This is a genomic window from Natrialba sp. PRR66 (assembly GCF_034808065.1).
Lineage (GTDB): Archaea > Halobacteriota > Halobacteria > Halobacteriales > Natrialbaceae > Natrialba > Natrialba aegyptia.
On record NZ_JAXHGN010000002.1, the window covers coordinates 568,310 to 594,491 of the forward strand.

The window sequence follows — 26,182 nt, forward strand, 5'->3', positions numbered from 1 at the left end:
AGCACGGCCGAATATTCGAAACAGAGCAGCTCTCCGCCGAAGCACCGCTCGTCCCGACCGCAGTCAGGGCGTGGTATTTTATACGAATCTGTAGTACGACAGCTACCTTTCGACGAGCAGCCGACCCGACACGAGTAAGAATGCACCGAAAACACATCGCCGCCAGCAAGGAACTCCACCGACGAACCGGGAAAACGTTCTATCTCGCAACTAAGTTCCTTCCGCGACGAGTTCGTCGCGCGACCTACGTCCTCTACGCCTTTTTTCGGCTCGGAGACGAAATCGTCGACGACGCTGACGACGTGCCGCCGGCCACCCAACGCGCTGAACTCGAATCGCTCCGTGCGCAGGCGCTCGGCGAAATCGAGCCGGAAGGCCCCGTACTCGCCGCCTTCCAGGACATTCGGGAACGGTACGACATCCCCGAATCGGAAATCGACCTGTTCATCGACGCGATGGCGACCGATGTCGCGACTGCCCGGTACGAGACCGCCGCCGCACTCCACTCGTACATGCGCGGTTCGGCGGCGGCGGTTGGCGTGATGATGACTGCGATTATGGAACCGGAACTGGAAGCGATGGCGCGGCCACACGCCGTCAAACTCGGCGAGGCTTTCCAGATGACCAACTTTCTGCGAGACGTTCGCGAGGACATCGTCGAACGCAATCGGATCTATCTCCCGCAGGAGACCCTCCGGAAGCACGGTGTCTCGAACGAGCAACTCGAAGCCCTCGAGTTCAACGAGTCGTTCGCCGCGGTGATAGCGGACGAACTCCAGCGGACGGAGGCGTTGTATCGGGAGGGTGTCGCCGGTATTCGATACCTCCCGGCGGATTGCCAGTTTCCCGTGTTGCTGGCGGCGGTGCTCTACGCCGAATATCACGCGCGTATCCGCGCGCAGGGGTACGACGTGCTCTCGAGCGAGCCGTCGCTCTCGACGGCCCGTAAGCTCCGGTGTCTCGTGCGGACGCGGTGGCACTGGCAGTGGAACCGCGATCCGGAAGCGGTCTTTCGGCGCGTCTCGGCCGTCCCTGCGATCGGGACCGACTCGCACGGATCGAGTCGCGGCGAAGGAACGCCGATGCGCTGAGCCGACTGCCGTCACCGAACTCGTTTGACGCGGCCGCTCGCGCTTCGGTTCGGTCGCGCGGAGCCCTGGGGTGGGTACGGAGCAAACGATCTACAGAAGAGATCCGCTGTCCGTGCCGGCTATCGTCCCGTCGCTTCGAATCCCGCCGCTGCGAACCCCGAAACCGCTAGTTCTTACCGGTCGGCGGAATCGCCGTCCGAAACAGGTCGCCGCCGTACCGATCCGTCCCGACCAACCCGAGACAGATGAGGCCGGCGACGGCCGCGGCGATCCAGTTCCCGTAGAGCACGTTGATCGACCCCCACAACAGCACGAAGCTCACCAGATCGTCCAGGATGAACTCGCACGACCGGATCCTCTCGCGGAGGGCTTCGTGATCGAATCCGAACTCGACGAGCGCGACGGCGACGGCTCCCGAAAGCAGCCAGCCGGCGTAATTCGAGGCCGGGACCCCGTAGTACGCACCCGCCGGGATGAACTCCCAGAAGCCGATGGCAACGGCCGCGGGATCGAGGACGAGATCGATGGCGAGTACCGTGGCAATCGCCCCCGCCAGCCTGGCGAGCGGCGTCTCGAACCGATTCTCGGAGCGGGAATCGAGTACCAGCACCGTTAGCAGGTAGGCATCGAGTACCAGCGGAACGAAGAACAGCGGCAGTGCGAGTGGCACCTCGCCGGCGAGCGTCGGCCCGAGTTCAATTGCGTACTCGAACGTCCCGTAGGGCCAGCCGGTCCGCAGGCCGACGAGTTCGATCGCGTAGGTGAAGGCGGTGAGCGCGCCGAGACAGCCGAGCGCTCGCCGGCCGAGCGTCGGGAGCACGCCGACGAGCAGCGGCGAGCGCATGACGGCGGTGCCGACGAGCAAGAGCAGGGGGTTGTACGCGAGCGGTGCGGGGAGGTGCCCGAGATCGCTCGCGACGAGCGTTATTGCGCCGACGACGGGGAAGACGACCGCGATGGTGAAACGGTTCTCGCGGACGCGGGTTTCGAGCCACCGCTGGACGGCGGCCCGGGTACCGTCGTCGTCGGTCGATCGGTGTCGCCCCCGGTGGCCGAGTGCGGTTTGATTCGCATCCTGATTCCCTCGGTCCTGGTTTTGCCCTTGACCCCGGTTTTGCCCTCGATTTCGGTCCTGGTCTCGACCCCGATTTTGCTCTCGATTTCGGTCCTGGTCCCGGTCTCGATCGCTCCCGGCGCTCGGATCGGATTCCGAGCTATCCATGGAGGAGCCTCCAGAGGCCACCCATCGTCAGCACCGCACCGACGGCCGTGTTGATCAGGGGGAACCACCAGTAGGCCCGGCGAACGTCGATTCGGGTCGCGGCGAGCACCGAGATGAGAGCGGGATAGACGAGCAGGACGAGACCGAGACGAACGTCGAGCGAGCCGAACGCGGCGGCGCTCGCCAGCCAGCACGCGCCGCAGTAGACGGCTGTCCACGTCTCGCCGAGGACCGTCGCGGTCGTCCGAACGCCCGCCTCGCGGTCTGGGGTGATATCGGGCATCGCCGAGAAGGTGTGCATCCCCATCGCCCACAGCCAGCCGCCGGCGACGGCGATCAAGGGCGGTTGCGTTCCGGCGACGGCGGCGTAGGCCGCGGCTCCCGGCGCGACGTAGAGGCCGTTCGAAACCGAATCGAGCGGCGGCATCGTCTTGAATCGGATCGGCGGGGCACTGTAGGCTGCCCCGAGGACGAGAAATGCGACGAGCCAGGGCCACGCCGCGGTCGGGAGTAGTGGAACGAAAAGCAGCGGGAGTGCTGCACAGAGTCCGACAACGACGGGAACGTACCGCTGACCCCGATAGCGGGCCTCGCGCTCGTCCGCGTCTTTCTTCGGGTTTTCAGCGTCGATCTCGCGGTCGTAGATATCGTTGATCCCGTAGAGAAAGACGTTCGCCGGGACGAGGAAGTACGCGAAGAGGACGACGGCGGCGGGCGCGAACAGTTCGCCGACGGCATCGGCGGCATAGGCGACGCCCACCAGAACCGGCCCCGCGAGGTAGAGCCAAAATCGGGGCCGGGACAGCACGAGTACGTAAGCCAGGCAATCGACGAGTTCAGATTCATGACCGGTGCGGGGCCGTCCGTCCCGGGGGGTGCGGACGGCGGCTCCGGCAGCGTCGCTATCGCTGCCGTCGTCGCTTTGCTCCCCGCCATCACCGCACCCAGATGAACTCGAGTCGGTCATCGGTCACAGCGCGGGTGAGGGCCGTCACCGTAGTCCGCGAGCAGTGCGTCTGCCGTTAGTTCGCCGCTGATGAGACACATCGGGACGCCGATACCGGGCGTCGTGTCCGCGCCCGTGAAGTAGAGTCCGTCGACGGCCTTCGAACGGTGTGGCGGGCGCAGGAGGGCGGTCTGTCGGAGCGTGTGCGCCAGTCCGAGGGCGGTTCCATCGTAGCTGTTGTAGCGGGCGGCAAAGTCGGAGACGCAGAAGCGTTTCTCGAAGACGATCCGTTCGCGAACGTCTGACCCGGTGTGTGCGGCGAGGTCGGCGAGAATCGTCTCGCGATACTGCTCGCGGAGTTCCGGCGTGTCCTCGAGTCCGGGTGCGATCGGGACGAGGACGAACAGCGCGCTGTGGCCCGCTGGTGCGACCGTCTCGTCCGTCTGCGACGGAACGCAGACGTAATACGCGGGGTCGTCGGGCCACCGCGGCTCCTCGAAAATCTGTTCGAAGTGCTTTTCCCACCCCAGCGGCAGGACGAGCGAGTGATGTGCGAGTTCGGGAACGTCCCCCTCGACGCCCAGGTAGAGGAGAAACGCCGACGGGGCGTAGGTTCGCGACTCCCAGTACTCGGACTCGTACTGTCGCTGTTCGGGCGCGAGCAGCTCCTGCTCGGTATGGGCGTAATCGGCGTTGCTGACGACCAGGTCCGACCGCAACGGCCCGTCGGGCGTCTCGACGAGAAAGGCACCTTCCCGGCCCTTGATCCGTGTCACCGGACGAGCCGTACTGAACTCGACGCCGAGTTCGCGAGCGAGGTCAACGAGTGCGTCGATGACGGCACCGATGCCGCCGTCGGGATACCAGACGCCGAGGTTGAAATCGACGTGGCTCATCAGGTTGTAGATCGCGGGCGTGTTCGATGGTGACCCGCCGAGAAAGACGAGCGTGTACTGCATGAGTTGCTGCAGTTTTGGATGGTCGAAATAGTCCTCGACGTGGCCCTGCATCGACCCGAGGAGTGAGAGCCCACGCGCGTGCTGGGCAACATCGGGATCGATGTAATCCCGAAGTCGCGGCCGATCCTCGTAGACGAAGTGTTCCATGCCGATCTCGTAGTGGTGGCGAGCGGTCTCGAGATAGCGTTCGAGCGCGTCGCCGGCACCCGTTTCGTAGGACTCGAAGAGTTGTTTCGTTCGCTCTCTGTCGGGCGTCACGTCTACCTGGTCCCCGTCTTTGAAGAAGATCCGATAGTGCGGATCGAGGTGGGTGAGGTCGTAGTACTCGGAGGGCGTTCGGTCGAAGGCGGCGAAGAACCGTTCGAAGACGTCGGGCATCAGGTACCAGGACGGCCCCATATCGAATCGGAACCCGTCGCGTTCGAGCCGACTCGCACGGCCGCCGAGTTGGTCGTTTTGCTCGACAACGTGAACTGACACGCCGGCATCGGCGAGGTAACAGGCGGTCGAGAGACCGCCCACACCGGCTCCGACGACGATGGCTGTGGACCCGGCCGGGGAGCGCATACGATGGGTACCGGAAGTAGCGTGAAGAATGTGCATCCCGGTTCCGTTGAGCGAAATACCAATGCCTTAGTTCGTCTGGGAGATTCGGTCTAGTAATGGATACCTCTGAACACGAACACACGCCACCCCCTGGTAACGAGGACGGGACGCGAGACGAGGACATCCGGCGCGACCGCGAGTCGACTGAGTCGGACGCGGACCGCGAAACGGATCACACGGTGCCCGAGGTGACCACTGCGGAGCGCCAAGATGCGGTGCGGGACGCCGTCGAACGCTCTCGAAGCGGCGCGCCCGCGGTCGGGTCGGTCGTTCGCGATCGCTTCTCCGCGGACGAGGTCTTCCAGCGGATCGTCGCCGCGGCGGACGAGGAGGTCACGTCCGGAAACCGCGAACTGCTCTTCAGCGGGATCGCCGCGGGATTCGCGATCACGATCACGTTCCTGTTGTACGCCTCGCTGTACGGCTCGACGGACGGCCATCCGATACTGAGCGCGCTGTTGTACCCGCTCGGGTTCATCTACATCATCATCGGCGGCTACCAGCTCTACACCGAAAACACGCTTCCGCCGGTGGCGCTCACGCTCGAGCGCCTCGCGAGCATTCCGGCGCTCTTTCGGCACTGGACGATCGTCCTCATCGGGAACTTCCTCGGTGCTATCATGGGCGCAGCGACGCTCGCATGGGGTGGTGTTTTCTCCGAGGACGCAGCCGAGGCTGCACTGTACCTTGGAAGACACGGCGTCGAGACGCCCTGGTTCGATCTGTTCTTCAAGGCAGCCTTCGCGGGGCTGATCGTCGCCGGCGTCGTCTGGGTCACGTTCGCCTCCCGCGATACGATCTCTCGGCTCGTCGTCGTCTACATGGCGTTCCTGGCGATTCCGATCGGGAACCTGTTTCACGTCGTCACCTCGTTCACCGAGATGTCCTACGCCGTCTTCGTCAGCAGCGATCTCGGCTTTTTCACCGGCCTGATCCACTTCGTCCTGCCGGTCCTGCTCGGTAACACCATCGGCGGTATTCTCCTCGTCACCGTCGTCAATTACTTCCAGACGAGCGAGGAACGACTCGAATCCGCCCGTTTCGAGGGTATCAAACGCCGGCTCTCGCTCAAGGAGTGGGTGTTCGGCGGCCTCGCCGGTCGGTCGTACGTTCCGCTGATCGACACAGCCGAGCGAACAGAAGACGACGAGGAGGGCTACCGGGTCCTCGTTCCGATCGCGAACCCGCGCACCGAATCCCGACTCATCGACCTCGCCGCAACGCTCGCAGCACAACGCGAATCCGCGATCGTACACGTGGTCCACATCGTGCAAATCCCGGATCAGTCCAGCGGCGGACGACAGCGCGATCAGATCGTGTCCGAATCCGAAGCGTTACTGCGAGACGTCGGCGATGAGATCGACGACTACGACGTCGAGTTCGAATACTCGACGATCGTCACGCACCGCTCGTTCGAGGAAATCTTCAACCTGGCCGAGAGCAAACGCAGCGACCTCGTCGTGATCGGCTGGGGCGTCAACGAACTCTGGGGCGCCGCGCGCGCAGAACGGCCGCTCAGCGAACTGACGAGACAGCTCCCCTGTGACTTCCTCGTCCTGAAAGACCGCGGACTGGACCCGTCCAGAATCCTCCTGCCGACCGCCGGCGGGCCGGACTCGGACCTGAGTGCCGAAGTCGCCCAAACGTTCCGCGAAACGGCGGACGCCGAGGTGACGCTCCTGCACGTCGTCGATACCCCCGACGAACGCCAGACCGGGGAACAGTTCCTCTCGGACTGGGCGGTCGACCACAACTTGCAGGACGCCGAACTCGTGGTCGACGACTCGGGCGATGTCGAACGCGCGATCTGTCGCCAATCGAAAGAGCATTCGATGCTCCTCATCGGCGCAACGGAGCGCGGACTCCTCTCGCGGCTGCTCACGGGATCGCTCCACTTCGATGTCGTCAACGAAGTCGACTGCTCGGTGGTTCTCGCAGAACGACCGAGCGGCCGCTCACTCCTCAAGCGACTCTTCGGCTGGAAGTAACGGCAACGGTCCCACAACCGTGTCTCAGTATCCGTCGTGAACGCTCCGGTTGCAAGCGTAGGTGCAATCGTTTTCCACGTGCTCCCACGAGTTCAGCATGAGTATGAGTACCGACGAGCAGTCACTCGACGGCACGACGGTCGGCGTGTTCATCGCGCCAGCAGGGACCGAGGAAATCGAGTTCACCGAGCCGAAGCAGACGGTCGCCAACGCCGGCGCGACCGTCGACGTGCTCGGGAGCGAAACCGGCGAGGCCCAGAGCGTCAACAACGATCTCAAGGAGAGCGAGACCTACGCGGTCGACAAACAGTTCAGCGAGGTCAGCGCGGACGAGTACGACGCACTCATCGTCCCCGGCGGCACCGTCGGCGCGGATACGCTCCGACTCGACGAGGATGCGGTGTCCCTCCTCCGCGAGCACGTCGAATCCGGAAAACCGGCCGGCGTAATCTGTCACGGCCCCTGGTTGCTCGTCGAGGCGGGTGTCGTCGACGGCCGGACGCTCACCTCCTATCCGAGTCTGCAGACGGATATCCGTAACGCGGGCGGCGAGTGGGTCGACGACGAACTCGTCACTGATCAGGGGCTCGTGACGAGCCGAAACCCGGACGATCTCGACGCCTTCTGTGAGGGAATCGTCGAGGCGTTCGCAGACGGGTCGGCGTGAGAAGCGCGGCTCGGTTACGCGGGCGTCAGCACGCGAGCGAGAGCAAAATCAGTCGATGTGGCCTTCGCGGCGGAGCTGGTCGGCGTCCTGGCTGGTGTAGCGCCACTCGATCGTGGCCTTCTCGTCCTGCCAGTCCCAGGGTTCGGCGACGACGATGTCGTCCTGTTCGATCCAGGTCCGGTATTTCATCCGACCGGGAATACGGCCGAGACGTTCCTCGCCGTCTTCACAGCGGAGTTGGACGTGGTTACCGCCGAGGTGTTCGGTGACGACGGCGAATACTTCATCGTTGTTGGGCATACGGAGATTCCGTCGCCCGGAGTCTTCTGTCACACCTTCCCTACGTGGGGCAGCCGTTTAAACTATCGGAAAGACGTGGTATCACGTGTCACTCGGCGGGTGGCAAAAAGTGGGCCATTCGCGGATGATTAGTCAGGTACGTTAGAGTTCTCGATCCGAGTCCGGATCGTCGAGATCCCACAACAACTCCGGCAGGAACGCCTCGAGATTGTCGATTACGCGCCGCTCGCTGACGTTCAGCCCCTCACAGTGGTCGTGTGCCGACTCTCGGATGTCGACGTGAAGGTCTCCCCCTTCGAGCCAGACGCCGAGCGGAAAGACCGAACACCGCGTCGGTTTCCAGTCTTCCTCTAAGTGCAGCGAGCAGAGTCCGTCTTCCCGAAGAAACGCGCAGGCGTGACCGTCTTCAGCGACGTGTTCGTCCCGCGCTTTCTCCTCGCGCGTGACGAACTTCTCGCCCCGAAAATCGGTGGTCGTCTCCACGAGGTTCGCCCGCTGGGCGAGTTCGAGTAAGTCCCGGTCGTACAGCAAGACGCCATGGTGACAGCACCAGGTGCAGTCGTCGACGCACTCGAACGTGAGTTCCGGATCGAACTCGACGACGGCCTCGCGGCCGGGGTGGACCTCGACGCGGCGGGAGTCAGCGCTCACGTGTCGGCGGAGGGTGTTCGGCCTGAAGTGCCTTTCTACCCGTACCCATACCTGTGTCACGCCCGCATTCGTATTCGTACTCGTACCCGTATCCGCACCCGCACCCCGCCGCTCTTTCGCCGATCTCTCGCTGATCTCTCGCTGATCTCTCGTCGGTCGCGCTCTACTCACTCCGCCGGCTCAACGACCGTATTCCGCAACGTTCCGACGCCCTCGTAGGTGATTTCAACGGTGTCTCCGGGTTCGACCAGGCCGGGATTGGCCGGACTGCCGAACGCGATCACGTCGCCGGGGCGAAGGGTGAACCGGTTCGAGAGATAGGAGACGATCTCGGCGACTCCAAACAGCATCAGATCCGTCGTCGCCTCCTGGCGGCGCTCGCCCGCAACGTCTGTGTACATCTCGATCTCCGTCGCCGTCGCGTCGAGTTCAGTTTCGAGCCACGGGCCGAGCGGGCCGGAGCCGTCGAAGGCCTTCCGCGCGGTTCGGCCCTGCTGGTCGAGGGCGTCCACGTCGTTCATGATCGTGTAGCCGCGAACGACGTCGGCGACCTCGTCTTCGCTAATGTCGTGACAGGACTCGTCGATGACGGCCGCGAGTTCGCCGGCGTAGGTCAACTCGTCGGTGAACTCGGGGTAGGGAATCGGCGCCTCGTGGGCCAGCAGCGACGCCGGCGGTTTGATGAAGAAGTCGGGTTCCTCGGGGCGCTCGTACTCCATCTGGTCGAGCGTCTCGGCGTAGTTGCGGCCGACGCAGTACAGTGCTGTCGGTTCACAGGGTGGGAGCAGTTCGCCGTCGACACCGACCTCGTGGGTGTCGTCGTCGGCGTGGACGATGCCGTTCTCGTATCGGCCTGTCACGGGCCCGGACGCAGTGTCGATCCGTGCGAGTCGCATACAAGGTGGTCGTGACTCGAATTTGGTAGCCTTACCGGTTCGATTTCGAACGTGTCGGCCCGATCCGTGTTACGCTTTTGCCGTTGCTCGTCGGAGTCGCGGGTGCATGTCCGAATACGACACCGACGTGCTGGTTTCGGCGGACTGGGTCGAAGACCACTTAGACGAGTTCCAGGCTGACGATCCGGACTATCGCCTCGTGGAAGTCAACAGTCCCGAATCGCCGGAAGAGGGTGACTTTCCCTCGCGGTACGACGAGGGTCACATTCCCGGTGCGATCGGCCTCCAGTGGGACGACGACCTCTCCGATCCGGATCAGCGAGACATCCTGAAAAAGGCGGCCTTCGAGGAGACGGTCGGCGAACGCGGCATCAGCGAGGACTCGACGGTCGTCTTCTACGGCGACGGCCACATTCCGAACTGGTTCGCCCTCTTCGCCTACTGGGAGTTCAAATACTACGGCCACGACGACGCGCGCGTCCTTGACGGCGGGAAGGACTACTGGGTGAACGAAGACTACCCGCTGACCGACGAGGTACCCGATTTCGATGCCGTCGAGTACACCGCGAAGGGCCCATTCGAAAGTATCCGCGCCTACAAAGACGATGTCGACAAAGCCCGCGAGGCCGGCATCCCGATGGTCGACGTTCGCTCACCCGCGGAGTTCTCCGGCGAGACCATCGCCCCCGAAGGACTCCAGGAAACCGCCCAACGCGGCGGGCACATCCCCGGGGCCTCGAACGTCCCCGTGAAGACGAACCTGCGCGACGACGGCCGATTCAAGGAGCCGGACGAACTCGAAACGATGTACGCCGACTCGGGAATCGACGGGGACGAATCCGTCGTCACGTACTGTCGCGTCGGCGAGCGCTCCGCGATTGCGTGGTTTACCCTCCACGAACTGCTCGATTACGAAGACGTGCACAACTACGACGGGTCCTGGACCGAATGGGGGAATCTCATCCGCGCGCCGATCGAGAAAGGCGAGGGTGAAAGCGACTGACTGGCACCGGTCACCGACGCCACGTCGCTACGCCGCCGCGGTACCACACCGTGTCCGTTTTCCGTCCCTCAGGTCGTCATTCCGCAGCACCCCGCACGAGCGCTACTCCAGCACGAGGTACGTCCGCGCGCCACGGTGCTCGAGCGACACCTGATCTGTATCGACGTCCACCCGTGCTTGGACGAACTCGCCAATGCTCGCCGCATCGAGTTCAGTAACCTCGATCCGTTCACGCTGTGGGGCCGTCGCCGTTTCGTTCTCGCTTCCGGTCCCGATGGAGCCATCACTTCGGTCGACGATCAGTGTCATACCACTCAGTTAGACTGACAGTACGTCAATCCGACCCGTCCGGGGTGAAAGTGAAAGTGGTCGGTGGAGCCCCTCACTACGGGAGATTCAGCCGGAGATGGGACCGGATATCAGTTGAAACCAAAACCGACTGCGGACAGCAGTATCGACGTTGTCAGCCGAGCGACTTGAGATCGACCTGCCGACGGCCGTGCTCGGTTTCGATCGAAACTGTCTCGGCCAGCGACTCGCGTGCGCGCTCTCGCCACGATTCGACGGCCGCAGCGTGGCGTTTGCGCCGCTGGTCCGGTGTGAGTGACGAATCGCCCGAATCGGCGGGCTGCTCGTCGTCTTCCGTCCGGAACTGCGGGTACGCCGCACGCACCTCGCTGTCGAGAACGGCAGCGGGATCGACGTGAACCGCTCCGGTCAGTTCGGCGTCATCGCGCCGGTAGACGTGAATCCGGGCCCGCATGCGGCCGTGAAACGGCGGCGTGATTCGCAGGACGGCCTCGCCGGGATTCTCCCGGGTATAGGCGTAGGCGTCGACAACGTCCGCCGGCGAGACGGCAACCGATCGGATCGCCGTCGGGTCGTCCTCTGCACCCATTATCGGGTGCTTTGATCTCCAATCGGTTAAGCACCGTCGTCCGGCGATGCGGGCCGTTCTGGATCGGCATCGACGCCGGCACCAGTCGCCGGCCGGAAAACCGTCGCCTCGACCTCCGTCGAGACCCCATAGGCCGCCTCCTCGACCGATGGCGGGAGCCCGAACTCGGCGTCTCGGTAGTGCGCTCGCAACGAGGCGCGAACCGCCTCGCGAACGCAGGCCCGCGTCGCTGCACCGACCGCAGTCGCGCTGCCGCTGAACTCGGCGCGACGGCCGGCCGGATCGTGACCGACGACGATCGCATCGGTGGTCGTCCCCGGAAACCCGGTTTCGGCGAGCAGCGTCGCGGTTTTGGCTTCCGCCGCAACCGCGAGGAGGTTCGTCAACGCGCCGGGTGCGAGTTCACGAGTCGTCCCGACGATGACGTTTACGGTACCGGTCCCCGGTTCCGAACTGTCGGCGTCGGTGCTGGCGTCGGCGTCGTGATTCTCCTCGGTGGTGACGGTCGAGTCGCGTTCAGCCGCGGATTCGCGAGCGGGAAGCGACCCGCCGCTCGGGTCCATCGGGAGGGCTGCGGGGTTCGAGATGCCGGCGGTCGCGTAGGCGGTGACGGGGCCACAGCGCGCGCCGCGGGCGTCGTCGATGTCGACGCCGGTGAGCAGGGCCGGTCCGGGTAGCCGTCGTCGTGCATCCCCGGCGTCGCTGTTCGCTTTCTCCTCGCTCTCCCCGAAACGGCCACCGCCGCAATCGCGTTCACGAACGCTGAATCCCGTCCGGTCGAGTCGGTCGACGATGTATGTCCCGAGATTCCGTTGCCCCCACCCGTCGGGAACCGAGAGGTTGTACGCGCAGTCGCTCGTCCAGCGACCGCCGCTCCAGCCGCTCGAAAGCCACTCCGTCCCGGGTCGGCGAACCCTGAGCACCCCGTCGCGCCGAACGGCCTCGTACGCGCACTCCCGCCCCGACATCAGCTAGGGCCACCACCGTCGTCGGTGTCACCGACACTGGCACCGAGCGCAGCGAGCAACCGATCGTTCGAGTCGCGGTCCTTGATCGCAACCCGAACGTGTGACTCGAGGGTCCGAAAGGTCCGCGCGTCGCGGACGGCGACGCCGCGCTCGCGCGCCGACGCGAGTACGTCCTCAACGTCGCGGCCACCGACGTCACACAGCAGGTACGGCGCATCGGAATCGCACACGTCGAATCCGAGTTCAGCGTCGAGCGTCTCGCGAAGCCGCGCGCGCTCGCTGGCGACGCGCGAACGAGTCGCGCGGATGAACTCGTCCTGACGCAGGCAGTATGCGCCGACGCGTGCGGCCGGCGTACCGAGCGACCACGCGCGACGGGCCGTCTCGAGGGCGTCGCGGCGCTCGCCGGTGGCGACGGCGAAGCCGGCGCGGAGTCCGGGCAGCCCGAACAGTTTGGTGAGCGAGCGCGCGACGATGACGTTTTCCCAGTCGAGCGTGGCCGCCGACGGACGCTCGGTGAATCCGAGGAACGCCTCGTCGACGAGGAGGGTCGTCCCGGCTTCCGCACAGCGAGCGGCGAATGCGGCCAGATCGTCCGGATCGACCATGTCGCCGGTCGGGTTGTTCGGCGTGCAGACGACCGCGAGCGAACAGTTCTCAAGCGCCGCCTGGCGCAGATCACAGCAGTCGTCGTACCGGACGAACCGCGGCGTCGCACCCTGTAATCGGACCTCACGGGCGTACTCGCCGAAACTGGGGTAGGGGACCAGCGCCTCGTCGCCGGGCTCGAGTTCGAGTTCCATCGCCAGTCGAATCGCGGCCAGGCCGCCCGGCGTCGGGATTACTCGGTCGGGATCGCAGTCGACGAACGCGGCTGCGGCGGCCCGGAAGTCGGCGTAGTCGTCGTCGGGGTATCGGCGGGCGGCCTCGAGTGCGTCGGCGTATACGTCGTCGACGCCAGCGGGCGTCAACGGGTTCGTGTTCGCCGAGAAATCGAGGATCTCTGGATCGGGATCGCCGCCATGGTAGACGCGGTTTCCGGCGCGGATCGATTCAGGATCCATCCCCGCCCCCCGTTTCCATCTGGCTCGGGTCTCCGAACCCCTCGCCGTCGGCATCGATTCCGAGCCGTGCACAGACGAGTTCAAACTGCTCTCTGACCGCTGCCATCTCGCCGGGTGGAACGAGCGAGAGCGCACCGCCCATCGCGACGCCCTCCTTCGCTTCGCCGGCGCAGTAACGCTCCATCGCGACGTGTGCGCGCCCGTGGTCGTCGAAGCCCGGATCGGTGACCGTGAGGTCGCAGTCGAGTTCAGCACACGCCTCCCGAAGGCGCGGACCCTGTTCGGCCGCGACGAACGAGGTCGTCGCGATTTCGAGCGCGGCGTCGATGCCGACGTGGCGGAGGACGGCGGCGACGGCGACCATCTGGGTGCCGCCCGCGAGCGTCACGTCGGCTCCCGACTCGAGCGCGCCGGCCGCGACGCCCGCGACGGTCGGCTGGACCGGGTCGCCGACGGCTCGAATCGCCGCGAACGGGTCCGACGCGCAGTCGCCGGGTTCGAGATCGCTCGCTGCGAGACTCTCGGAGACGACGCGGCGCTTGCGCTCGACCGGGTTCTCGGGCAGCGACGACGAGACGGTCGTCGGCTCGCCCAGCGCAGTGAGTACGCCGAGGGCCGTCGTCGTCCCGCCGGGAATCGTCTCGCCGATCACGAGTTCAGTCTCGCCGGCCGGGAGGCTCGCGCCGTAGCCGTGCGCGCGGTCGAAAATCGCCGCCGCGTCGGGGACGGCCGTCGACTCGCGGATGTCCGTCCCCGGCGCGACGCCGAGGTCCACCGTCGGCGAACTCGTCGGCTTCGCGAGGCCGGCGTCGACCACCGTGACGTCGAAGCCGACGACCTCGCGGACGGCCCGCGTGACGGCGGCGGGCGTCGGACAGCCGTTCGGGCTGACTGGTGTTACGGGCGAGCGCGCAGGCGCGCCGAACTCGAGGATCTCAACGTCTGCGGACGGCGTGTGCGCCATGAGCTCCGGCGCTGCCCCGGCGGCGCTGATGCCGTCGACGAGCGCCGTGTCGGTCGTTCCGGCGGGGAGGATGATGCGTGTCATTAGTACTGGTCGTTATCGATCGGTCGAACGACGGATGCGTTCGGTCGCAATGCGAGCGTCTTCGCGGCGGTTCACGTTGATCGCGAGTCGTGGATCGTCGGTTACGTAGGTCATGGATTCGGTGGTAGAGTCGTTCGCTGTGGCGTCGACGACGTTGACGCCGGTCGGCACGAGTTCGTCGGGCGAGGTGGCCGTGTCGAGCCGGGAATCGATGCTGGTGCCGAGTTGTCGTTTACAGGTCTCGGGGACGCAGACGGTCAGCGAGCCCGCGTGGCCGCGGTCGTCGTAGACCGTAAGTACCTCCTCGACGATCGCCGCGTCCAGAAGCGGGAGGTCGGCGGCGACGGTGAGTATCGGCGTCGTTACGGCCGGTCGGTCGAGAACCGACAGGAGGTCGGCGACGTAGCCGTCGCCGGCGGTGTTAATCGTCGTAACGGGCCCGTCGCAAGCACGGAGATGGTCGCGAGTCTCCGGCGCGTTCGGCGACACCGCCGCGTAAATCGCGTCGATGCGGCTCCGCGCGAGCGCGGTCACGACGCGGTCGACCATCGCAACGCCATCGATCGGGTACAGCGGCTTCTCGCGGTCGCTCTCGAGGCGCGTTCCCTTTCCACCGCACATCACAAGAGCGTCCACGCGATCACCCCCGCGTGCACGCCGGCGACGCGCCCCAGCTCGTTCGCCGCGCCGAAGATATCGCCGTTGATCCCGCCGAGGTGACGGTTCGCCCAGTACCAGGGGAGGGTGACGCCCCCGATTCCGCCGCAGACGGCGACCGTCGCCGGATGCGGCCAGCCGATCGTCGCCGCCGAAAGGACGACCGCCGCCGGGACGAGCCACGATCCTGAACTCGCGGCCTCGGTGAACTGCCGGCCCATTCCCCCGTAGGGTGCGCGGCCGAAGCAGGCCATCGACGCCATGCCGAACTTCGCGCCGACTTCGGCTCCGATTGCGACCGTCACCGCCGTCAGGACCGGCAGTGAGGCGAGACCGAGCCCCGCGAGTGCAAGTCCGGCGACGGTGATCGCCACCGCGAGAATCGCACCGACCCCCGTCGTCGTATCCTTCAGCACCTCGCGGCGGCGGTCGGAATCACCGTGGACCACGAGCGCATCGCCGAGGTCGGCAACACCATCGAGGTGGTTGATCCCCATCACCGCGTATACGGCCAGCAGATAGCCGAACGCGACGGTCGGCGGAGCCAATACATCGGCTGCGAGTAACGGGAGCGCAGCGACCGCTCCCGCGGCGAGTCCGACGAGCGGAAAGGCGGCCGGCGTCGAGCGGAACGCGTCCCAGTCGCCGTCGTGGTGGCCGACCGGGAGCCGCGTCAGGAAGCCGAGCGCGCCGCGAATCGCGCGGCCCCAGCGTTTGACGCTTACGACCATTGACCCACCCCCACGGCAAGCAATTCGAGCGACAAGTTCAACGCGCCGTCCATCGGCCCATCCGCGACGCCGGACGCAGCAGCGAGCGAGGCGACCCCGACCGATGCGACGATCGCGAACAGGATCGCGACGGCTGCTGCCGCCCCGACGACTGTCGTCGCTCGCGCACCGTCCTCGAGAGTGGGCAGCGGCGCTGTCGGATTGAGGTCGTACACGCCCGGTTTCGTGAGCCGAACGGAGAGCGCGCAGGCGAGCGTCGCCATCGGCCAGCCCGAGTTCGGCGACGGCGGAGCGCGAGCCCACGCGGTGGCGCGGCGGAGCGCGAGCGGGTCCGCGGTAGCGAGTGCGAGCGCCGCCGCCGTCACGCGGGCGGGAATCCACATCACGACGTCGTCGAGGCGCGCACTCGCGGTGCCGATCGGTTTCGACGGATACCCGAGCATCGAATCCAGCGTGTTGACGCCCTTGACCCAGGCGGCAACCGCCGCGGCTCCCGGTAGCGAGACGGGAGCGAGCATCGCAAACGGGAGTACCGTCGCCACGACGCCGTCGGCGAGGTTTTCAGCCGCGCTCTCGACCGCCGCGCTGCGGATTTCGGCCGGCGATAACGACGACACGTCCCGTCCGACGAGTCCCCGAACCCGGTTACGAGCCGTCTCGAGAGCCGTCGCGTCCCCTGCGGTCGCGTCCACGACCTCGTCGGTTAGCGTGAGCAGCGATCGCAGGCTCATCGTCAGAAAGAGGACGAGTGCGGCCGTTGCGACCCCGAGTAGCGGGGAGATCGTCGTGGAACCGAAGACAAAACCACCGGCGACGCCCGCGGGGACGAGCGGAACAAGGAGTGCGATTGCGACCCCGACGAGACGCTGTCGCCGCTCGTTCTCGCTCCACTCGCGATCGAGTGCACCGACGAGACGGCCGAGCCAGGCGACGGGATGCATCGAGTTCGGTGGCTCGCCGATGACCCAGTCGAGTCCGACTGCGACGACGAGGACGACGACCGTCAGCAGTGCCATGGGCTGCCCTCCGTGCTCGTGACGGGACACCACGCCGACACCCGTGTCACGAGTTCAGGTCACCTCCAGCGCGTCGAGCCGATCCGCGAGCGCACCGAGGTTCGGGAGACGCGTTCGGGCGGTCGGTTCCGCATCGGCGTCGAGAAGCAGCGCCGTTCCGCCGACGGCTTCGACGCCGCCGTCCGTTCGCGGGTCGTCGCCGACGTGGACGAGTTCGGACGGCTCGACACCGAGTTCGTCCGCCGTCACCTCGAATATTTCGGGTGCCGGCTTGCGCCAGCCACAGCCGACGCTCGTGACGATCGCGTCGAAGTCCTCGCGTGTGAGCTCCGATCGAACGAGCGTTCGCCCGACGAGTTCGGGGACGCTACAGTTCGAACAGAGGGCGACGGCGTGGCCCCGGGAGCGAGCGGCCTCGATCGCCTCTCGCGCGCCCGGTCTGGTCTCGACAGCGGGATCGAACGCCGAAACGACCGCCCGTCTGGGAACGTTGCCGCTGAACTCGACGCCGCGGCTCGCGAGCGCGCGAGAAACGTGCGCCGGGAGGGGGATCTCTGCGCCCGCAGGTGCATCGACGTGCGCTTCGGTATACGCGTCGGCCCAATCGTCGGGAACCGAGACGTCGCGGCTCTCGAGTTCGGTTGCGATGGCGGCGGCTGGATCGGTCGGATAGTCGGCGGTGACGAGCGTGTCGAAGAGATCGAACGAGACTCCCACGCTCGTGTGACTAGCCCAAGTTGACTTTATGGTCGCGGTTTCGGCGAGGCCGTCCTGGTGGCAGTCAGCACTGGTGAAAACGAACTGAACGGAACGAGGCGGTAATCGAAAGGAGGCAGTGGCAGGGAGTCAGTCGAGTCGAGCGAACGCGAGGTTACCCGAAATGTTCTTGATGTAGATGTCGACCACGTCGCCTTCCTGTGCGCCGGGGACGAAAATCGTGTACTCGCCTTTTTCTGCGACGCCGTCGCCCTTGCGCCCGGTGCCAGTGATCTCGACGGTGTAGGTCTTGCCCTCTTCGACAGCTTCCTGCTGTTGTTGCTGTTGGGTGCTCGCCGAGCGCTTGGTGACGGGGCGGAACGCACCGCAGGCGTCACAGCGCAACATCGGCGTCCGATCCTCGCGCACGAGACGAGTGTCCGGCAGGCCACACTCCGAACAGAGAACGTATTCGTCGACGTAGGCCTCGACGGCGGCGTTAAAGTCCTGTTCCGAGAACGTCCCGTTGTACCGACCACGGCCGTCCTCGAGTTTGCCGCTTGTCCCCATCTCGCGCTGGATGAATCGGTGCAGGTGTTCGTCCTCGCGCGAGAGCACATCGGCGATTTCGCCCAGGTTCGTAAACCGCGTAAACGCGCCGTCTTTCTGCGTTTTCGCATCCGGAATCTGTAACCGCTGCTCGTCGCCCCCGATGTCGGGGACATCGTCCATTGCTCGGTCGAGACTCGACTCGTAATCCATACGCGAAACCAGACGACGCTGACGTAAATCGGTTCTGCTATCACGCTCCGGGACCCGAATCGGGCTGGTCAGCCCTTAAAGCGAATCGCTCCCGCTTTCGCCGAGCGACCCCTGTTTTTCCTCGTCTAGGCGCGAGAGATCGCGCTCCGGATTCGCTTCGTTCGGGCTCCCCGCCTCGCCTGTAATCTCTCCGTAAATCGCCTCCCGCGCTTCCTCTTGGCTGTCGAACTCTTCGTTGGCCAGTCGGTCGAAGACGCTCCCGAGCGATTCCGTCTCGTTCGGCATATCGATCGGTTCGCTGCCGTACTCCGACGCGATTTCTTCGCCCGTAATCGGGTACTCCATCTCGCCGAGATGGCGGTTGACATCTTCGAGAATCGACTCGGTGGTGTCCGCTCGCTGGGACTTTCGCTGTTCGGCGCGATCCTGGGCGCGATCACGATCCGGCTCTGAACGATCCTCGCTCATACGCGCGATATCACCACACGACCCAAAAGCCGACGGCCGGCGTTTGCGCGCTTGCCGCCATCGGACGGTGGGAGTTGTCCTCCCTTCGATCTCGAAGGACGATCGACATAGGTTGCCATCGTCACAGCCATTTATCCTCGCGCTGCATGTTGTCTAACTGCCTGCGGTAGTTCCGACACCACCATCACCACCTACCGCTACCGCACGGCTTCGCCGGTTGCTGGCCCCTCTCCGATACGCTCGGCCAACGCAAGCCGGATCGGCTGGACGCCGATCTCCCAACTTCTCCCACCGCTCCATCGACGCATGATCTCATCGATACCGAAAACGCGATAGAGCCCCGTTCTGCTGCGAGTTCTGAAACGGGATCGCTGTGTGTTGTCTACCGCCCGCCGGACGATCGTCACACAGATCACTCCAAATCTCCACTACAAAATTCGACAGCAGGCGGTGGCCCCCGACTGGAAACGAACTCCACTCCAGATTTGCCGGTCGCTTCTACGAACAAGAAACGGGGAGTAGATGCCCGAAAACCGGTGTAAACACCACTACCGGTTTCGAATACAGTTCAGCGAGAATCCGAGTCCGCCCTCCCCGATTTGAACGGGGGACAAGTCGATCTACAGTCGACTGCTCTACCAGTCTGAGCTAAGGGCGGGTACACTCACACGTAGTCGCCGAACGGAACATAAGGGTTATTATTTCAGCTGCTGGAATGAGTTTGGTAGCACGTAACAGCATGATTGATATAGGTGGCTCATCAATAGTCCTGTATATCGGGCTATGAGTAAGATCACGTTCCGCGCCGATGACGCCCTCGTCGACGAACTCGAGGCCCTCGATCTTTCGAAGAGCGAGGCAATGCGCCAGGCACTCCGTTCGTATCTCGGTCACGAGAGGCCAGTCTCCGATACCCGCGCGGAGCGGAACGCGACAACTGATACCGAACCGGCGAGTTCAGCACTCGATCAGACGCTCGACGAACTCGTCCGCGAACGCGTCGATGAACTCGTAGCCAAGCAGGTTGCGTCGCTCGTCGGACAGCACTCTGTCGGCCAGATGGGTCCACAAGAGCCGTCAGACGCCGGCGACAGACGAAGCGATAGACACGCCCGCGACCGTGAGACACAGGACATCAATGTCACCGTCTCGCTTGCAGGGGAGGCGTTCCAGTCGGCTGACGAGCAGTCGGAGACGCGCGTGTCCGAACGGGCGTCAGCTGAAGACCATGTCAGACGACCAAATAATCAACCGTCTGATTCGCCACAGCGTTTGCGAGCGAACTCGAGTCGAAACGGCGGCGGGCAGCCCGCACCACAACAGGCCGACCAGGAACAGACTCAATCGGAATCGGTGCAAACGACGTGTGGGCAGTGTGGCGAGCCCGTTGACGACGAGCACGTTTACTGCCCGAACTGCGGTGAGAAGTCCTCACGGCGATTGTTCTGTGAGTGCGGCGATGAGTTCAGATCCGATTGGTCGTTCTGTCCGGGCTGTGGTCGCCGGACGCCAGCAGCGGACGTACTGGAGTCGAGGAAGCCGTAGACGCCAGATCTGTGACTGTCGTAAGACAGTGATCGTCCGGCTCGTCGGTACTTTTATTATGCAAGACAGTATTCCGTTTATTCGCGTAAGACGGTCGTCTTACACCGGACACAAAACGGCGGAAACCGCCCGATGTCGGGCGTCTCCGGTGTAAGACACGTCGTGTCTGACAGGGGCGCGCCACCGTCTTACCCAACGGGGAATACAACAATGGAGCGTGTGACACTGCGTATCCCGAAACAGCAGATCGACGAAGTAGAGCAGTTGGTCGACTCGGGCGAGTTCCCAAACCGGAGCGAGGCGATCCGGTCGGCGGTCCGGGAAATGATCAACGAACAGTACGACGGCCACGGCGAACAGGCCGGTAAACACAACTGGGCCAAGGTGTAACGATGCAGGATATTGTTCAGGACGCCCTCGACAACGCGGAACAGGAAGCCCGTGAGATGGACGCATCGATGGACGAAGACGAGTTCGGCGAGCCCCGGATCGTCATCGTCGGCTGCGGTGGTGCGGGGAACAACACCATCAATCGGCTGTATAACATCGGTGTCGACGGTGCCGACACGGTTGCGATCAACACGGACAAACAGCACCTGAAGATGATCGAGGCCGACACGAAGATCCTCGTCGGCAAGTCGCTCACGAACGGGCTCGGTGCCGGTGGCGATCCGTCGATGGGCGAACGGGCGACCGAGATGGCCCAGAGCACGATCAAGGAAGTTCTCGGCGACGCAGACCTCGTCTTCGTGACCGCGGGGATGGGCGGTGGCACCGGCACGGGTGCCGCCCCCGTCGTCTCGAAGATCGCCAAAGAGCAGGGTGCGATCGTCGTCGGCATGGTTTCGACGCCATTTAACGTCGAGCGCGCCCGCACGGTCAAAGCCGAGGAAGGTCTCGAGAAACTCCGCGAGCAGGCCGACTCCATCATCGTGCTGGACAACAACCGGCTGCTCGATTACGTCCCGAACCTGCCGATCGGCAAGGCGTTCTCCGTAATGGACCAGATCATCGCCGAGACCGTCAAGGGTATCTCGGAGACGATCACACAGCCGTCCCTGATCAACCTGGACTACGCGGACATGTCCACGATCATGAACCAGGGTGGCGTCGCCGTCATGCTCGTCGGCGAAACCCAGGACAAGAACAAGACCGACGAGGTCGTCAAGGACGCGATGAACCACCCGCTGCTGGACGTCGACTACCGCGGTGCATCCGGTGGACTCGTCCACATCACAGGTGGTCCAGACCTCACACTCAAAGAGGCAGAAGGGATCGCAGACAACATCACGGAACGCCTCGAAGCCTCCGCGAACGTCATCTGGGGTGCCCGCATTCAGGAGAACTACAAGGGCAAGGTCCGCGTCATGGCGATCATGACCGGCGTCCAGAGCGCCCAGGTCCTCGGTCCGACGACGCAAAAGCAGGCCGACAAGTCCCGCGCCAGCATCGAAGGGCTCAACGATGCCGACTTCGACGCGAGTAACAACGTCGAATCCGGACGCAAACAGGGATTCGGCGCGCAGAGCGACGGCGGCCGGAGTGAACTCGAGAAACAGAACGGCGTCGACGTTATCCGGTAAGCTCGTCGCTTTTCAGGCGATCGAGTGCAGTTTCGGTTTTAAATACATCCGTGAGCGTCGACCATGTATGACGCGGCAGCACCTGTCGTACACATTGCATACAGCGACGCGAGTGAAACGTACACGCAGCGACGACACCGGTACGCCGATTCGCTCACACGGACTGCCGTCAGCCCCGGCGCACCTACGACCGTCCTCCATGTACGCCGAGTGTGCCGGGAAATCGGTACAGTAGACCGTCTCAGACGAGCGCCTCGAGCAACGAACACTTCCGACAGACCTCACGCGTCGTCGTCGACCCACACTCGACACACTCCTGAAGGTCTGCACCATCGTCGCCGCTGAACTCGTCCGCCGCAATCTCCGCGACCTCCTCGTAGCCCGAGATGATCGAATGGCGCGTCCCGGGATGGTTCTCCTCTAGCTCGTACAGTAACTGCTGAATCTCGCCGCGGTAGGCTTCGCTCGCGTGCGGACACTCCGTGATGTGTGCCGGGAGATCCTCGAGATGGGCGTAGAGGGCGACCTCTTTCTCGGGAACGTCACGAAGCGGTTTGGCTCGCGGCACGAACTCGCTCTGGTCCTCGCGTTTCGAGAGCGGACCGAGACTCGCATCGAAGTGTTTGGCGATCTGTTCGACGTCGCCTTCGAGGAAGTTCATCAACGCCGTCTGGGCCTCGTCGTCCAAGTTGTGCCCCGTCAACAGCAGGTCGGCCTCGAGTTCATCGGCGTACGTCGAGAGGAGGTCCCGGCGGAAGACGCCGCAGTAGGCGCAGGCGGCCATGTTCTCGGGGTCGTCTTCGACGACATCGTCCATCCGGACGCCGAATTCCTCCGCGTAGGAGACGAGTTCGTGGTGAATGCCGAGGTCGTCGGTGAGTTCGACGCAGGCGTCGACGCTCTTGTCGCGGTAGCCCTCGATGCCTTCGTGAATCGTCAGGCCGACGAGTTCGATGCGCGGGTCGTCGTCGAACGTGTCGTGGAGGAGCTGTGTGAGGACGACGCTGTCTTTGCCGCCGGAGAGGCCGATGACCCAGGTTTGGGGGTTTTCGGGGGTTGCGTCCTGGGGGACGAGATCGTCGCGTCGGATGCGACGGCGAACTCGTTTGGCGACGGATTCGCGGAAGTGATCGGCACAGAGGTGAGAGCCGGAGTAGGCGGCGTGCATGACCGCCTCCTGGTCACACCGATTGCAGTCCATCGCGGAGAGGTTGCGGTCGAACGCGTATGTCGGTTTCGTCTCCGTGGTTGTGGCCGGTCTTTCGTCGCCTCGGTCGCGGCCGGTCGTTTGTCTCCACAATTGCGGCCTTTCGTCGCCTCGATCGCGCTCGTCGGGAAACCGCCTTCGAGCAGCGAACAGTGCGGAAACCGCCTCAGGCCGGCACGATCGACCGCGCTTCGATAGCTGCAGCCCCGTCTTCGAGGGCGTCGAGCAGAAGGTCAATGTAGCGCTCCCGCGTCGCCGAGGAAAAGAGTTCGTGGCCGCCGTCGTAGAGGACGACGTGTTCCGCGGGGACGCGCTCGCCGATCGGGCGGAGGCTGATAACCGGGTCTCGAAGCGAGCAGAAGACGACCGCGTCGTGGTCGATCGTGAGCAGGTCCTGCTGGGCGTGGCGCGTCTCGCGGACGAACGCGGGCGAGACCCACTGCGGGGTCGTCGCGAGCTGGTGGTCGGTTGCCCGCTCGCCGAGGGTATCGCGGTCCATGTCGCCGACGGGCAGACAGGGGAGCGTCGTCGGGACTTTCGAGACCAGATCGAGAAGGGCGTCGGGATAGTCCGCGCCGTAGCCCCACCACGGACTCAGGTAGACGTGGTCGTCCGCGCCGTCTAACGCCTGGGCGACGAGCGCACCCGAACTGTGGGCCAACAGCTGGTACTCCTCGAACTCGAGGACGTACTCCGCGATCGGCTCGAGCCAGTCCGCTTTGAAATCCTCGATGTTCGTCGGGAGTTCGAACGCGTGAACTCGATAGCCGGCGTCGGTCAGCTTCCCGATGAGCCAACTGACGTTCTCGTGGGTCCAGCGGTTGCCCCAGCCCATGACGAACACGAGTTCAGTGTCGCCGTCGTCGTTGAAGACGCGGTGTCGCATATCTTGGCATTCGATATGATCGGATAAAAACCTGCTCTCATGACACGATTCGCGCCGGTGTCCAACGGTGTCGACGGGTGGAGGCAGCGACAACGCGCGGACACGAACACGGGGTTTACCAACGGCTTTGAGGGTACTCGACCGAGGGGGCGTATGTTCGACTCGCTTCGCGCACGACTCTACCGGATCGGGTTCAATCTCTTTCCGGCCTACCGCCGCACCGGCGGCCGTGTCACGTACATCGCGCCCGACTGGCAGGAGGTTCGGATCAAGCTCCCGCACACCTGGCGGACGCGAAACTACGTCGGGACGACCTTCGGCGGCAGCATGTACGCCGCGATCGACCCGTTCTACATGATGATGCTCCTCAAAAATCTCGGTGACGAGTTCACCGTCTGGGACAAAGAGGCCGACATTCGATTCAAGAAGCCGGGACAGGAGACGCTGTACGCGCGGTTTACGATCAGCGACGAGGAACTGGCCGCGGTCCGCGCTGAACTCGCGGATTCGGAGACGGACTCGATCGATCGCCACTACACCGTCAACCTCGTCGACGCGGACGGGACGGTGCACGCGACGGTTCGGAAGACGGTGTACGTGACGACCGATCGGTCGAAGCGGGTTTGAAGCGCCGTTGGGAGCAGGCGCGGGAATGGGAGCGACATCGAAACTGAAACCGACACTGAAAACGAGAAACCGTTTTGCGACTCGAGACCCCACTCACCCACAATGAGTGGATTTGACCGCGCCGACGCGGTCGCCCGGCTCGAAGAACTCGTCGACACCGTCGAACGCGAGCAGTTGCCGGTGCCCGTCCGCGAAGTCTGGGCCTTCGGCGATGTCGCGCTCGGTCTCGACCCGGTCGAGCGCCTCGATGTCTACCTGACGAAGGATATCCTGTTGCGCGACGGCAGCGCGGCCGCCAGCGACGCCGGAGACGACCCGGACGCCCGATTTCGCGACTCCCACGGCATCGCCGGCGTCGGCAAATCCGTCCGCGCCGACTGGGCCGACGACCATCCCGACCTCCTGCGAGCGAACGCGAACGGCCACGCCGCTCCCGAACGGTGTCTCGCCGCCCACCTGCTCGGCGACGAGGACGAACCGATCCACCTCGAAGTCTGCAACGCCTCCTTCGAGGACAACGTCACCCAGCGCCTCCGCGGCGCGAAACGCCGTGGCGACTACACGCAACTGCTCGACCCCCGCGGCGTCTGCCTCTGGGCCGAGGGCACGAAAAGCGACGAGGCCTTCCGAAAACTCCGCGAGAGCGAACTCGCGCTGCCGACGCTTTCGGCGGCCCTGGGGATGCTCGGACTGGACGACGAGGAGGCGACCGAGGCCGCCCACGACCTCCACGCCTGGCGCGAGCAACAGGACGGCGTAACGGTTCGCGGCGACATCGTCTGAGAACGGGCGGCTGCGTTCCGTTACTACCGGTTCTGTGCCGCCGGAATCGCCCGCGCCGCCGTCGCCTTGAACGACGCACGCACCGCCACGCCGGGTTCGAGTTCGAGTCGCTGCAGGCTTGTCCGCGTGATGACCGTTTGAAGGGCGAACTCGTCACCGCTGTCGCCATCACTGCTGCCGTCGCCCTCGTCATCTTCGTTGCCCTCGTTGCCCTCGTTGCCCTTGTCGCCCTCGTCGCCGAGATCGAGCGTGACTCTGGCGATGGCGTCGGCGGCGTCGATCGCCGTGACGGTTCCCGTAAACTGGTTTCGAAGGCTCGTCCGCCGCGGGTCGCCGCCGTCTGTGGCATCGCTCTCGGCTATCGATGCGTCGGACGCCGACGGATCGTCGGTCGCTGTCGCGTCGACTGTCGATGGATCGGACAGCACGACCGCGTCCGAGCGGACGCCGACCTCGACCGTCGTCGCGTCGTCGGGAACGAGGGCGACGATCCGACCGATCGGCGTCTCGACCGTCCCGAGTTCACCAGTTCGGTCGACCAGGGTTCCCGGAAACACGGATTCGGTGACGCGGGCGACGCCGTCGAGTTCGGTCTGGTGGCGTTCGAACTGCTGGAGGAGATCGACCGCCGCGGGCGTGAGTTCGGTTCCGCCGCCGTCCGCACCGCCGCGGCGGCGCTCTGTGACCGCGCCGACCGCGTCCTCGAGTTCGACGATGCGACGCTGGAGGCGGGCGTACGAGCGCCCGAGCACGTCGGCGGCGGCGTGCATCGAGCCGTGGCGGTCGATGGCTTCGAGCATCTCGACGTCCCGGCGGTCGATCGTCACGTCGTCGATGGCGAGTTCGGTTCGGTACCGCTTTTCGACGGTCACGGTGACCTCCGTCGCACGGGAGTGAGTGGCATACGAAGACAA

The 26,182-nt window shown here is 64.7% G+C and carries 29 protein-coding genes and 1 tRNA gene; 9 read left to right on the top strand and 21 right to left on the bottom strand.

Annotated features, from left to right (window positions below; translation table 11 throughout):
* Nucleotides 1-140: 140 nt before the first annotated feature.
* The gene (locus tag SM755_RS08910) at nucleotides 141-1,091 is read left to right on the top strand and encodes a phytoene/squalene synthase family protein (protein ID WP_323172347.1); all 951 of its coding nucleotides are present in this window, start codon (nucleotides 141-143) and stop codon (nucleotides 1,089-1,091) included.
* Between the two features lie 166 nt (nucleotides 1,092-1,257).
* Here the strand turns inward: SM755_RS08910 and cruF are convergent, their stop codons facing one another.
* Genes cruF through SM755_RS08925 form a run of 3 tightly spaced genes read right to left on the bottom strand, consistent with a single transcriptional unit; the run spans nucleotide 1,258 to nucleotide 4,785 of the window.
* Nucleotides 1,258-2,313 (bottom strand): bisanhydrobacterioruberin hydratase, encoded by a 1,056-nt coding sequence (cruF, locus tag SM755_RS08915; RefSeq protein ID WP_323172348.1) that lies wholly within the window; start codon nucleotides 2,311-2,313, stop codon nucleotides 1,258-1,260.
* Nucleotides 2,306-3,280 carry a prenyltransferase gene (locus tag SM755_RS08920; protein ID WP_323172349.1) on the bottom strand — a complete coding sequence of 325 codons (975 nt, stop codon included), beginning with the start codon at nucleotides 3,278-3,280 and terminating at the stop codon, nucleotides 2,306-2,308. Before SM755_RS08920 ends, cruF begins: the two co-directional genes overlap by 8 nt.
* Entirely contained in the window at nucleotides 3,277-4,785 is a 1,509-nt protein-coding gene (locus tag SM755_RS08925) for a phytoene desaturase family protein (RefSeq protein ID WP_323172350.1), read from the bottom strand. Before SM755_RS08925 ends, SM755_RS08920 begins: the two co-directional genes overlap by 4 nt.
* 95 nt (nucleotides 4,786-4,880) lie before the next feature.
* Here SM755_RS08925 and SM755_RS08930 point away from each other — a divergent pair, with 95 nt between their 5' ends.
* Nucleotides 4,881-6,812, top strand: coding sequence for a formate/nitrite transporter family protein (locus tag SM755_RS08930; RefSeq protein WP_323172351.1), 1,932 nt, complete (start codon nucleotides 4,881-4,883; stop codon nucleotides 6,810-6,812).
* A gap of 103 nt (nucleotides 6,813-6,915) precedes the next feature.
* Nucleotides 6,916-7,479, top strand: a complete 564-nt coding sequence (locus SM755_RS08935) for a type 1 glutamine amidotransferase domain-containing protein (RefSeq protein ID WP_323172352.1) — start codon at nucleotides 6,916-6,918, stop codon at nucleotides 7,477-7,479.
* Between the two features lie 48 nt (nucleotides 7,480-7,527).
* Here SM755_RS08935 and SM755_RS08940 read toward each other — a convergent pair whose 3' ends face one another.
* The 3 genes from SM755_RS08940 to SM755_RS08950 all read right to left on the bottom strand — a co-directional run bounded on the left by SM755_RS08940 (nucleotide 7,528) and on the right by SM755_RS08950 (nucleotide 9,326).
* Nucleotides 7,528-7,812, bottom strand: a complete 285-nt coding sequence (locus SM755_RS08940) for a translation initiation factor eIF-1A (protein WP_083867281.1) — start codon at nucleotides 7,810-7,812, stop codon at nucleotides 7,528-7,530.
* Between the two features lie 108 nt (nucleotides 7,813-7,920).
* The gene (locus tag SM755_RS08945; RefSeq protein WP_323172353.1) at nucleotides 7,921-8,430 is read right to left on the bottom strand and encodes a YkgJ family cysteine cluster protein; all 510 of its coding nucleotides are present in this window, start codon (nucleotides 8,428-8,430) and stop codon (nucleotides 7,921-7,923) included.
* A 167-nt stretch (nucleotides 8,431-8,597) separates the two neighbouring features.
* Nucleotides 8,598-9,326 (bottom strand): fumarylacetoacetate hydrolase family protein, encoded by a 729-nt coding sequence (locus SM755_RS08950; RefSeq protein WP_323172354.1) that lies wholly within the window; start codon nucleotides 9,324-9,326, stop codon nucleotides 8,598-8,600.
* A gap of 106 nt (nucleotides 9,327-9,432) precedes the next feature.
* Between SM755_RS08950 and SM755_RS08955 the strand changes: the two genes are divergently transcribed.
* The gene (locus SM755_RS08955) at nucleotides 9,433-10,329 is read left to right on the top strand and encodes a sulfurtransferase (protein WP_323172355.1); all 897 of its coding nucleotides are present in this window, start codon (nucleotides 9,433-9,435) and stop codon (nucleotides 10,327-10,329) included.
* A gap of 102 nt (nucleotides 10,330-10,431) precedes the next feature.
* Here the strand turns inward: SM755_RS08955 and SM755_RS08960 are convergent, their stop codons facing one another.
* The 12 genes from SM755_RS08960 to SM755_RS09015 form a co-directional block, all read right to left on the bottom strand.
* Complete coding sequence (locus SM755_RS08960; RefSeq protein WP_323172356.1) at nucleotides 10,432-10,638, bottom strand: hypothetical protein; 207 nt, start codon at nucleotides 10,636-10,638, stop codon at nucleotides 10,432-10,434.
* A 154-nt stretch (nucleotides 10,639-10,792) separates the two neighbouring features.
* Nucleotides 10,793-11,227 (bottom strand): hypothetical protein, encoded by a 435-nt coding sequence (locus SM755_RS08965; RefSeq protein ID WP_323172357.1) that lies wholly within the window; start codon nucleotides 11,225-11,227, stop codon nucleotides 10,793-10,795.
* 26 nt (nucleotides 11,228-11,253) lie between these two features.
* The gene (locus SM755_RS08970) at nucleotides 11,254-12,195 is read right to left on the bottom strand and encodes an adenosylcobinamide amidohydrolase (protein ID WP_323172358.1); all 942 of its coding nucleotides are present in this window, start codon (nucleotides 12,193-12,195) and stop codon (nucleotides 11,254-11,256) included.
* A complete protein-coding gene (gene cobD, locus SM755_RS08975) occupies nucleotides 12,195-13,259 on the bottom strand; it encodes a threonine-phosphate decarboxylase CobD (RefSeq protein WP_323172359.1) in 1,065 nt (354 codons plus the stop codon). The genes SM755_RS08970 and cobD overlap by 1 nt, the downstream gene beginning before the upstream one ends.
* Nucleotides 13,249-14,307, bottom strand: coding sequence for a nicotinate mononucleotide-dependent phosphoribosyltransferase CobT (cobT, locus tag SM755_RS08980; protein ID WP_323172360.1), 1,059 nt, complete (start codon nucleotides 14,305-14,307; stop codon nucleotides 13,249-13,251). The genes cobD and cobT overlap by 11 nt, the downstream gene beginning before the upstream one ends.
* Before the next feature lie 12 nt (nucleotides 14,308-14,319).
* Nucleotides 14,320-14,928: an NTP transferase domain-containing protein gene (locus tag SM755_RS08985; protein WP_323172603.1), complete on the bottom strand. Its 609-nt coding sequence runs from the start codon at nucleotides 14,926-14,928 to the stop codon at nucleotides 14,320-14,322.
* Nucleotides 14,928-15,695 (bottom strand): adenosylcobinamide-GDP ribazoletransferase, encoded by a 768-nt coding sequence (gene cobS / locus SM755_RS08990; protein ID WP_323172361.1) that lies wholly within the window; start codon nucleotides 15,693-15,695, stop codon nucleotides 14,928-14,930. Before cobS ends, SM755_RS08985 begins: the two co-directional genes overlap by 1 nt.
* The gene (gene cbiB, locus SM755_RS08995) at nucleotides 15,686-16,711 is read right to left on the bottom strand and encodes an adenosylcobinamide-phosphate synthase CbiB (RefSeq protein ID WP_323172362.1); all 1,026 of its coding nucleotides are present in this window, start codon (nucleotides 16,709-16,711) and stop codon (nucleotides 15,686-15,688) included. The genes cobS and cbiB overlap by 10 nt, the downstream gene beginning before the upstream one ends.
* Before the next feature lie 54 nt (nucleotides 16,712-16,765).
* Nucleotides 16,766-17,428: an HAD family hydrolase gene (locus SM755_RS09000; protein WP_323172363.1), complete on the bottom strand. Its 663-nt coding sequence runs from the start codon at nucleotides 17,426-17,428 to the stop codon at nucleotides 16,766-16,768.
* 129 nt (nucleotides 17,429-17,557) lie between these two features.
* Complete coding sequence (locus SM755_RS09005) at nucleotides 17,558-18,169, bottom strand: translation initiation factor IF-2 subunit beta (protein WP_006666100.1); 612 nt, start codon at nucleotides 18,167-18,169, stop codon at nucleotides 17,558-17,560.
* Nucleotides 18,170-18,244: 75 nt separating this feature from the next.
* Nucleotides 18,245-18,637, bottom strand: a complete 393-nt coding sequence (locus SM755_RS09010; protein WP_006666099.1) for a hypothetical protein — start codon at nucleotides 18,635-18,637, stop codon at nucleotides 18,245-18,247.
* Between the two features lie 584 nt (nucleotides 18,638-19,221).
* Nucleotides 19,222-19,295: transfer RNA gene (locus SM755_RS09015), tRNA-Tyr, on the bottom strand.
* Between the two features lie 125 nt (nucleotides 19,296-19,420).
* Here SM755_RS09015 and SM755_RS09020 point away from each other — a divergent pair.
* From SM755_RS09020 to ftsZ, 3 genes are all read left to right on the top strand, one after another.
* On the top strand, nucleotides 19,421-20,182 hold the full coding sequence (locus tag SM755_RS09020; protein ID WP_323172364.1) for a zinc ribbon domain-containing protein: 762 nt from the start codon (nucleotides 19,421-19,423) through the stop codon (nucleotides 20,180-20,182).
* Between the two features lie 210 nt (nucleotides 20,183-20,392).
* Nucleotides 20,393-20,572 (top strand): ribbon-helix-helix domain-containing protein, encoded by a 180-nt coding sequence (locus SM755_RS09025; RefSeq protein WP_006108317.1) that lies wholly within the window; start codon nucleotides 20,393-20,395, stop codon nucleotides 20,570-20,572.
* A gap of 2 nt (nucleotides 20,573-20,574) precedes the next feature.
* Nucleotides 20,575-21,765: a cell division protein FtsZ gene (gene ftsZ, locus SM755_RS09030; protein ID WP_006666097.1), complete on the top strand. Its 1,191-nt coding sequence runs from the start codon at nucleotides 20,575-20,577 to the stop codon at nucleotides 21,763-21,765.
* A gap of 241 nt (nucleotides 21,766-22,006) precedes the next feature.
* Here ftsZ and SM755_RS09035 read toward each other — a convergent pair whose 3' ends face one another.
* Both SM755_RS09035 and SM755_RS09040 read right to left on the bottom strand, forming a co-directional pair.
* Nucleotides 22,007-22,966, bottom strand: a complete 960-nt coding sequence (locus tag SM755_RS09035; RefSeq protein ID WP_323172365.1) for a TIGR00269 family protein — start codon at nucleotides 22,964-22,966, stop codon at nucleotides 22,007-22,009.
* 172 nt (nucleotides 22,967-23,138) lie between these two features.
* Nucleotides 23,139-23,858, bottom strand: a complete 720-nt coding sequence (locus tag SM755_RS09040) for an alpha/beta hydrolase (protein ID WP_323172366.1) — start codon at nucleotides 23,856-23,858, stop codon at nucleotides 23,139-23,141.
* A gap of 153 nt (nucleotides 23,859-24,011) precedes the next feature.
* Here SM755_RS09040 and SM755_RS09045 point away from each other — a divergent pair, with 153 nt between their 5' ends.
* Together SM755_RS09045 and SM755_RS09050 are read left to right on the top strand one after the other, a co-directional pair.
* Entirely contained in the window at nucleotides 24,012-24,485 is a 474-nt protein-coding gene (locus tag SM755_RS09045) for a DUF4442 domain-containing protein (protein WP_323172367.1), read from the top strand.
* A gap of 102 nt (nucleotides 24,486-24,587) precedes the next feature.
* Nucleotides 24,588-25,268, top strand: coding sequence for a hypothetical protein (locus SM755_RS09050; RefSeq protein WP_323172368.1), 681 nt, complete (start codon nucleotides 24,588-24,590; stop codon nucleotides 25,266-25,268).
* Nucleotides 25,269-25,291: 23 nt separating this feature from the next.
* Here the strand turns inward: SM755_RS09050 and SM755_RS09055 are convergent, their stop codons facing one another.
* On the bottom strand, nucleotides 25,292-26,140 hold the full coding sequence (locus SM755_RS09055; RefSeq protein WP_323172369.1) for a TOBE domain-containing protein: 849 nt from the start codon (nucleotides 26,138-26,140) through the stop codon (nucleotides 25,292-25,294).
* Nucleotides 26,141-26,182 lie beyond the last annotated feature (42 nt).

What these genes read in the sequence shown, in the direction of transcription:
- SM755_RS08910 (WP_323172347.1), top strand. Translation starts at nt 141, where the DNA reads ATGCACCGAAAACACATCGCCGCCAGCAAGGAACTCCACCGACGAACC.
- cruF (WP_323172348.1), bottom strand. Translation starts at nt 2,313, where the DNA reads ATGGATAGCTCGGAATCCGATCCGAGCGCCGGGAGCGATCGAGACCGG.
- SM755_RS08920 (WP_323172349.1), bottom strand. Translation starts at nt 3,280, where the DNA reads ATGACCGACTCGAGTTCATCTGGGTGCGGTGATGGCGGGGAGCAAAGC.
- SM755_RS08925 (WP_323172350.1), bottom strand. Translation starts at nt 4,785, where the DNA reads ATGCGCTCCCCGGCCGGGTCCACAGCCATCGTCGTCGGAGCCGGTGTG.
- SM755_RS08930 (WP_323172351.1), top strand. Translation starts at nt 4,881, where the DNA reads ATGGATACCTCTGAACACGAACACACGCCACCCCCTGGTAACGAGGAC.
- SM755_RS08935 (WP_323172352.1), top strand. Translation starts at nt 6,916, where the DNA reads ATGAGTACCGACGAGCAGTCACTCGACGGCACGACGGTCGGCGTGTTC.
- SM755_RS08950 (WP_323172354.1), bottom strand. Translation starts at nt 9,326, where the DNA reads ATGCGACTCGCACGGATCGACACTGCGTCCGGGCCCGTGACAGGCCGA.
- SM755_RS08955 (WP_323172355.1), top strand. Translation starts at nt 9,433, where the DNA reads ATGTCCGAATACGACACCGACGTGCTGGTTTCGGCGGACTGGGTCGAA.
- SM755_RS08960 (WP_323172356.1), bottom strand. Translation starts at nt 10,638, where the DNA reads ATGACACTGATCGTCGACCGAAGTGATGGCTCCATCGGGACCGGAAGC.
- SM755_RS08965 (WP_323172357.1), bottom strand. Translation starts at nt 11,227, where the DNA reads ATGGGTGCAGAGGACGACCCGACGGCGATCCGATCGGTTGCCGTCTCG.
- SM755_RS08970 (WP_323172358.1), bottom strand. Translation starts at nt 12,195, where the DNA reads ATGTCGGGGCGGGAGTGCGCGTACGAGGCCGTTCGGCGCGACGGGGTG.
- cobD (WP_323172359.1), bottom strand. Translation starts at nt 13,259, where the DNA reads ATGGATCCTGAATCGATCCGCGCCGGAAACCGCGTCTACCATGGCGGC.
- cobT (WP_323172360.1), bottom strand. Translation starts at nt 14,307, where the DNA reads ATGACACGCATCATCCTCCCCGCCGGAACGACCGACACGGCGCTCGTC.
- SM755_RS08985 (WP_323172603.1), bottom strand. Translation starts at nt 14,928, where the DNA reads ATGTGCGGTGGAAAGGGAACGCGCCTCGAGAGCGACCGCGAGAAGCCG.
- cobS (WP_323172361.1), bottom strand. Translation starts at nt 15,695, where the DNA reads ATGGTCGTAAGCGTCAAACGCTGGGGCCGCGCGATTCGCGGCGCGCTC.
- cbiB (WP_323172362.1), bottom strand. Translation starts at nt 16,711, where the DNA reads ATGGCACTGCTGACGGTCGTCGTCCTCGTCGTCGCAGTCGGACTCGAC.
- SM755_RS09005 (WP_006666100.1), bottom strand. Translation starts at nt 18,169, where the DNA reads ATGGATTACGAGTCGAGTCTCGACCGAGCAATGGACGATGTCCCCGAC.
- SM755_RS09010 (WP_006666099.1), bottom strand. Translation starts at nt 18,637, where the DNA reads ATGAGCGAGGATCGTTCAGAGCCGGATCGTGATCGCGCCCAGGATCGC.
- SM755_RS09020 (WP_323172364.1), top strand. Translation starts at nt 19,421, where the DNA reads ATGAGTAAGATCACGTTCCGCGCCGATGACGCCCTCGTCGACGAACTC.
- SM755_RS09025 (WP_006108317.1), top strand. Translation starts at nt 20,393, where the DNA reads ATGGAGCGTGTGACACTGCGTATCCCGAAACAGCAGATCGACGAAGTA.
- ftsZ (WP_006666097.1), top strand. Translation starts at nt 20,575, where the DNA reads ATGCAGGATATTGTTCAGGACGCCCTCGACAACGCGGAACAGGAAGCC.
- SM755_RS09035 (WP_323172365.1), bottom strand. Translation starts at nt 22,966, where the DNA reads ATGGACTGCAATCGGTGTGACCAGGAGGCGGTCATGCACGCCGCCTAC.
- SM755_RS09040 (WP_323172366.1), bottom strand. Translation starts at nt 23,858, where the DNA reads ATGCGACACCGCGTCTTCAACGACGACGGCGACACTGAACTCGTGTTC.
- SM755_RS09045 (WP_323172367.1), top strand. Translation starts at nt 24,012, where the DNA reads ATGTTCGACTCGCTTCGCGCACGACTCTACCGGATCGGGTTCAATCTC.
- SM755_RS09050 (WP_323172368.1), top strand. Translation starts at nt 24,588, where the DNA reads ATGAGTGGATTTGACCGCGCCGACGCGGTCGCCCGGCTCGAAGAACTC.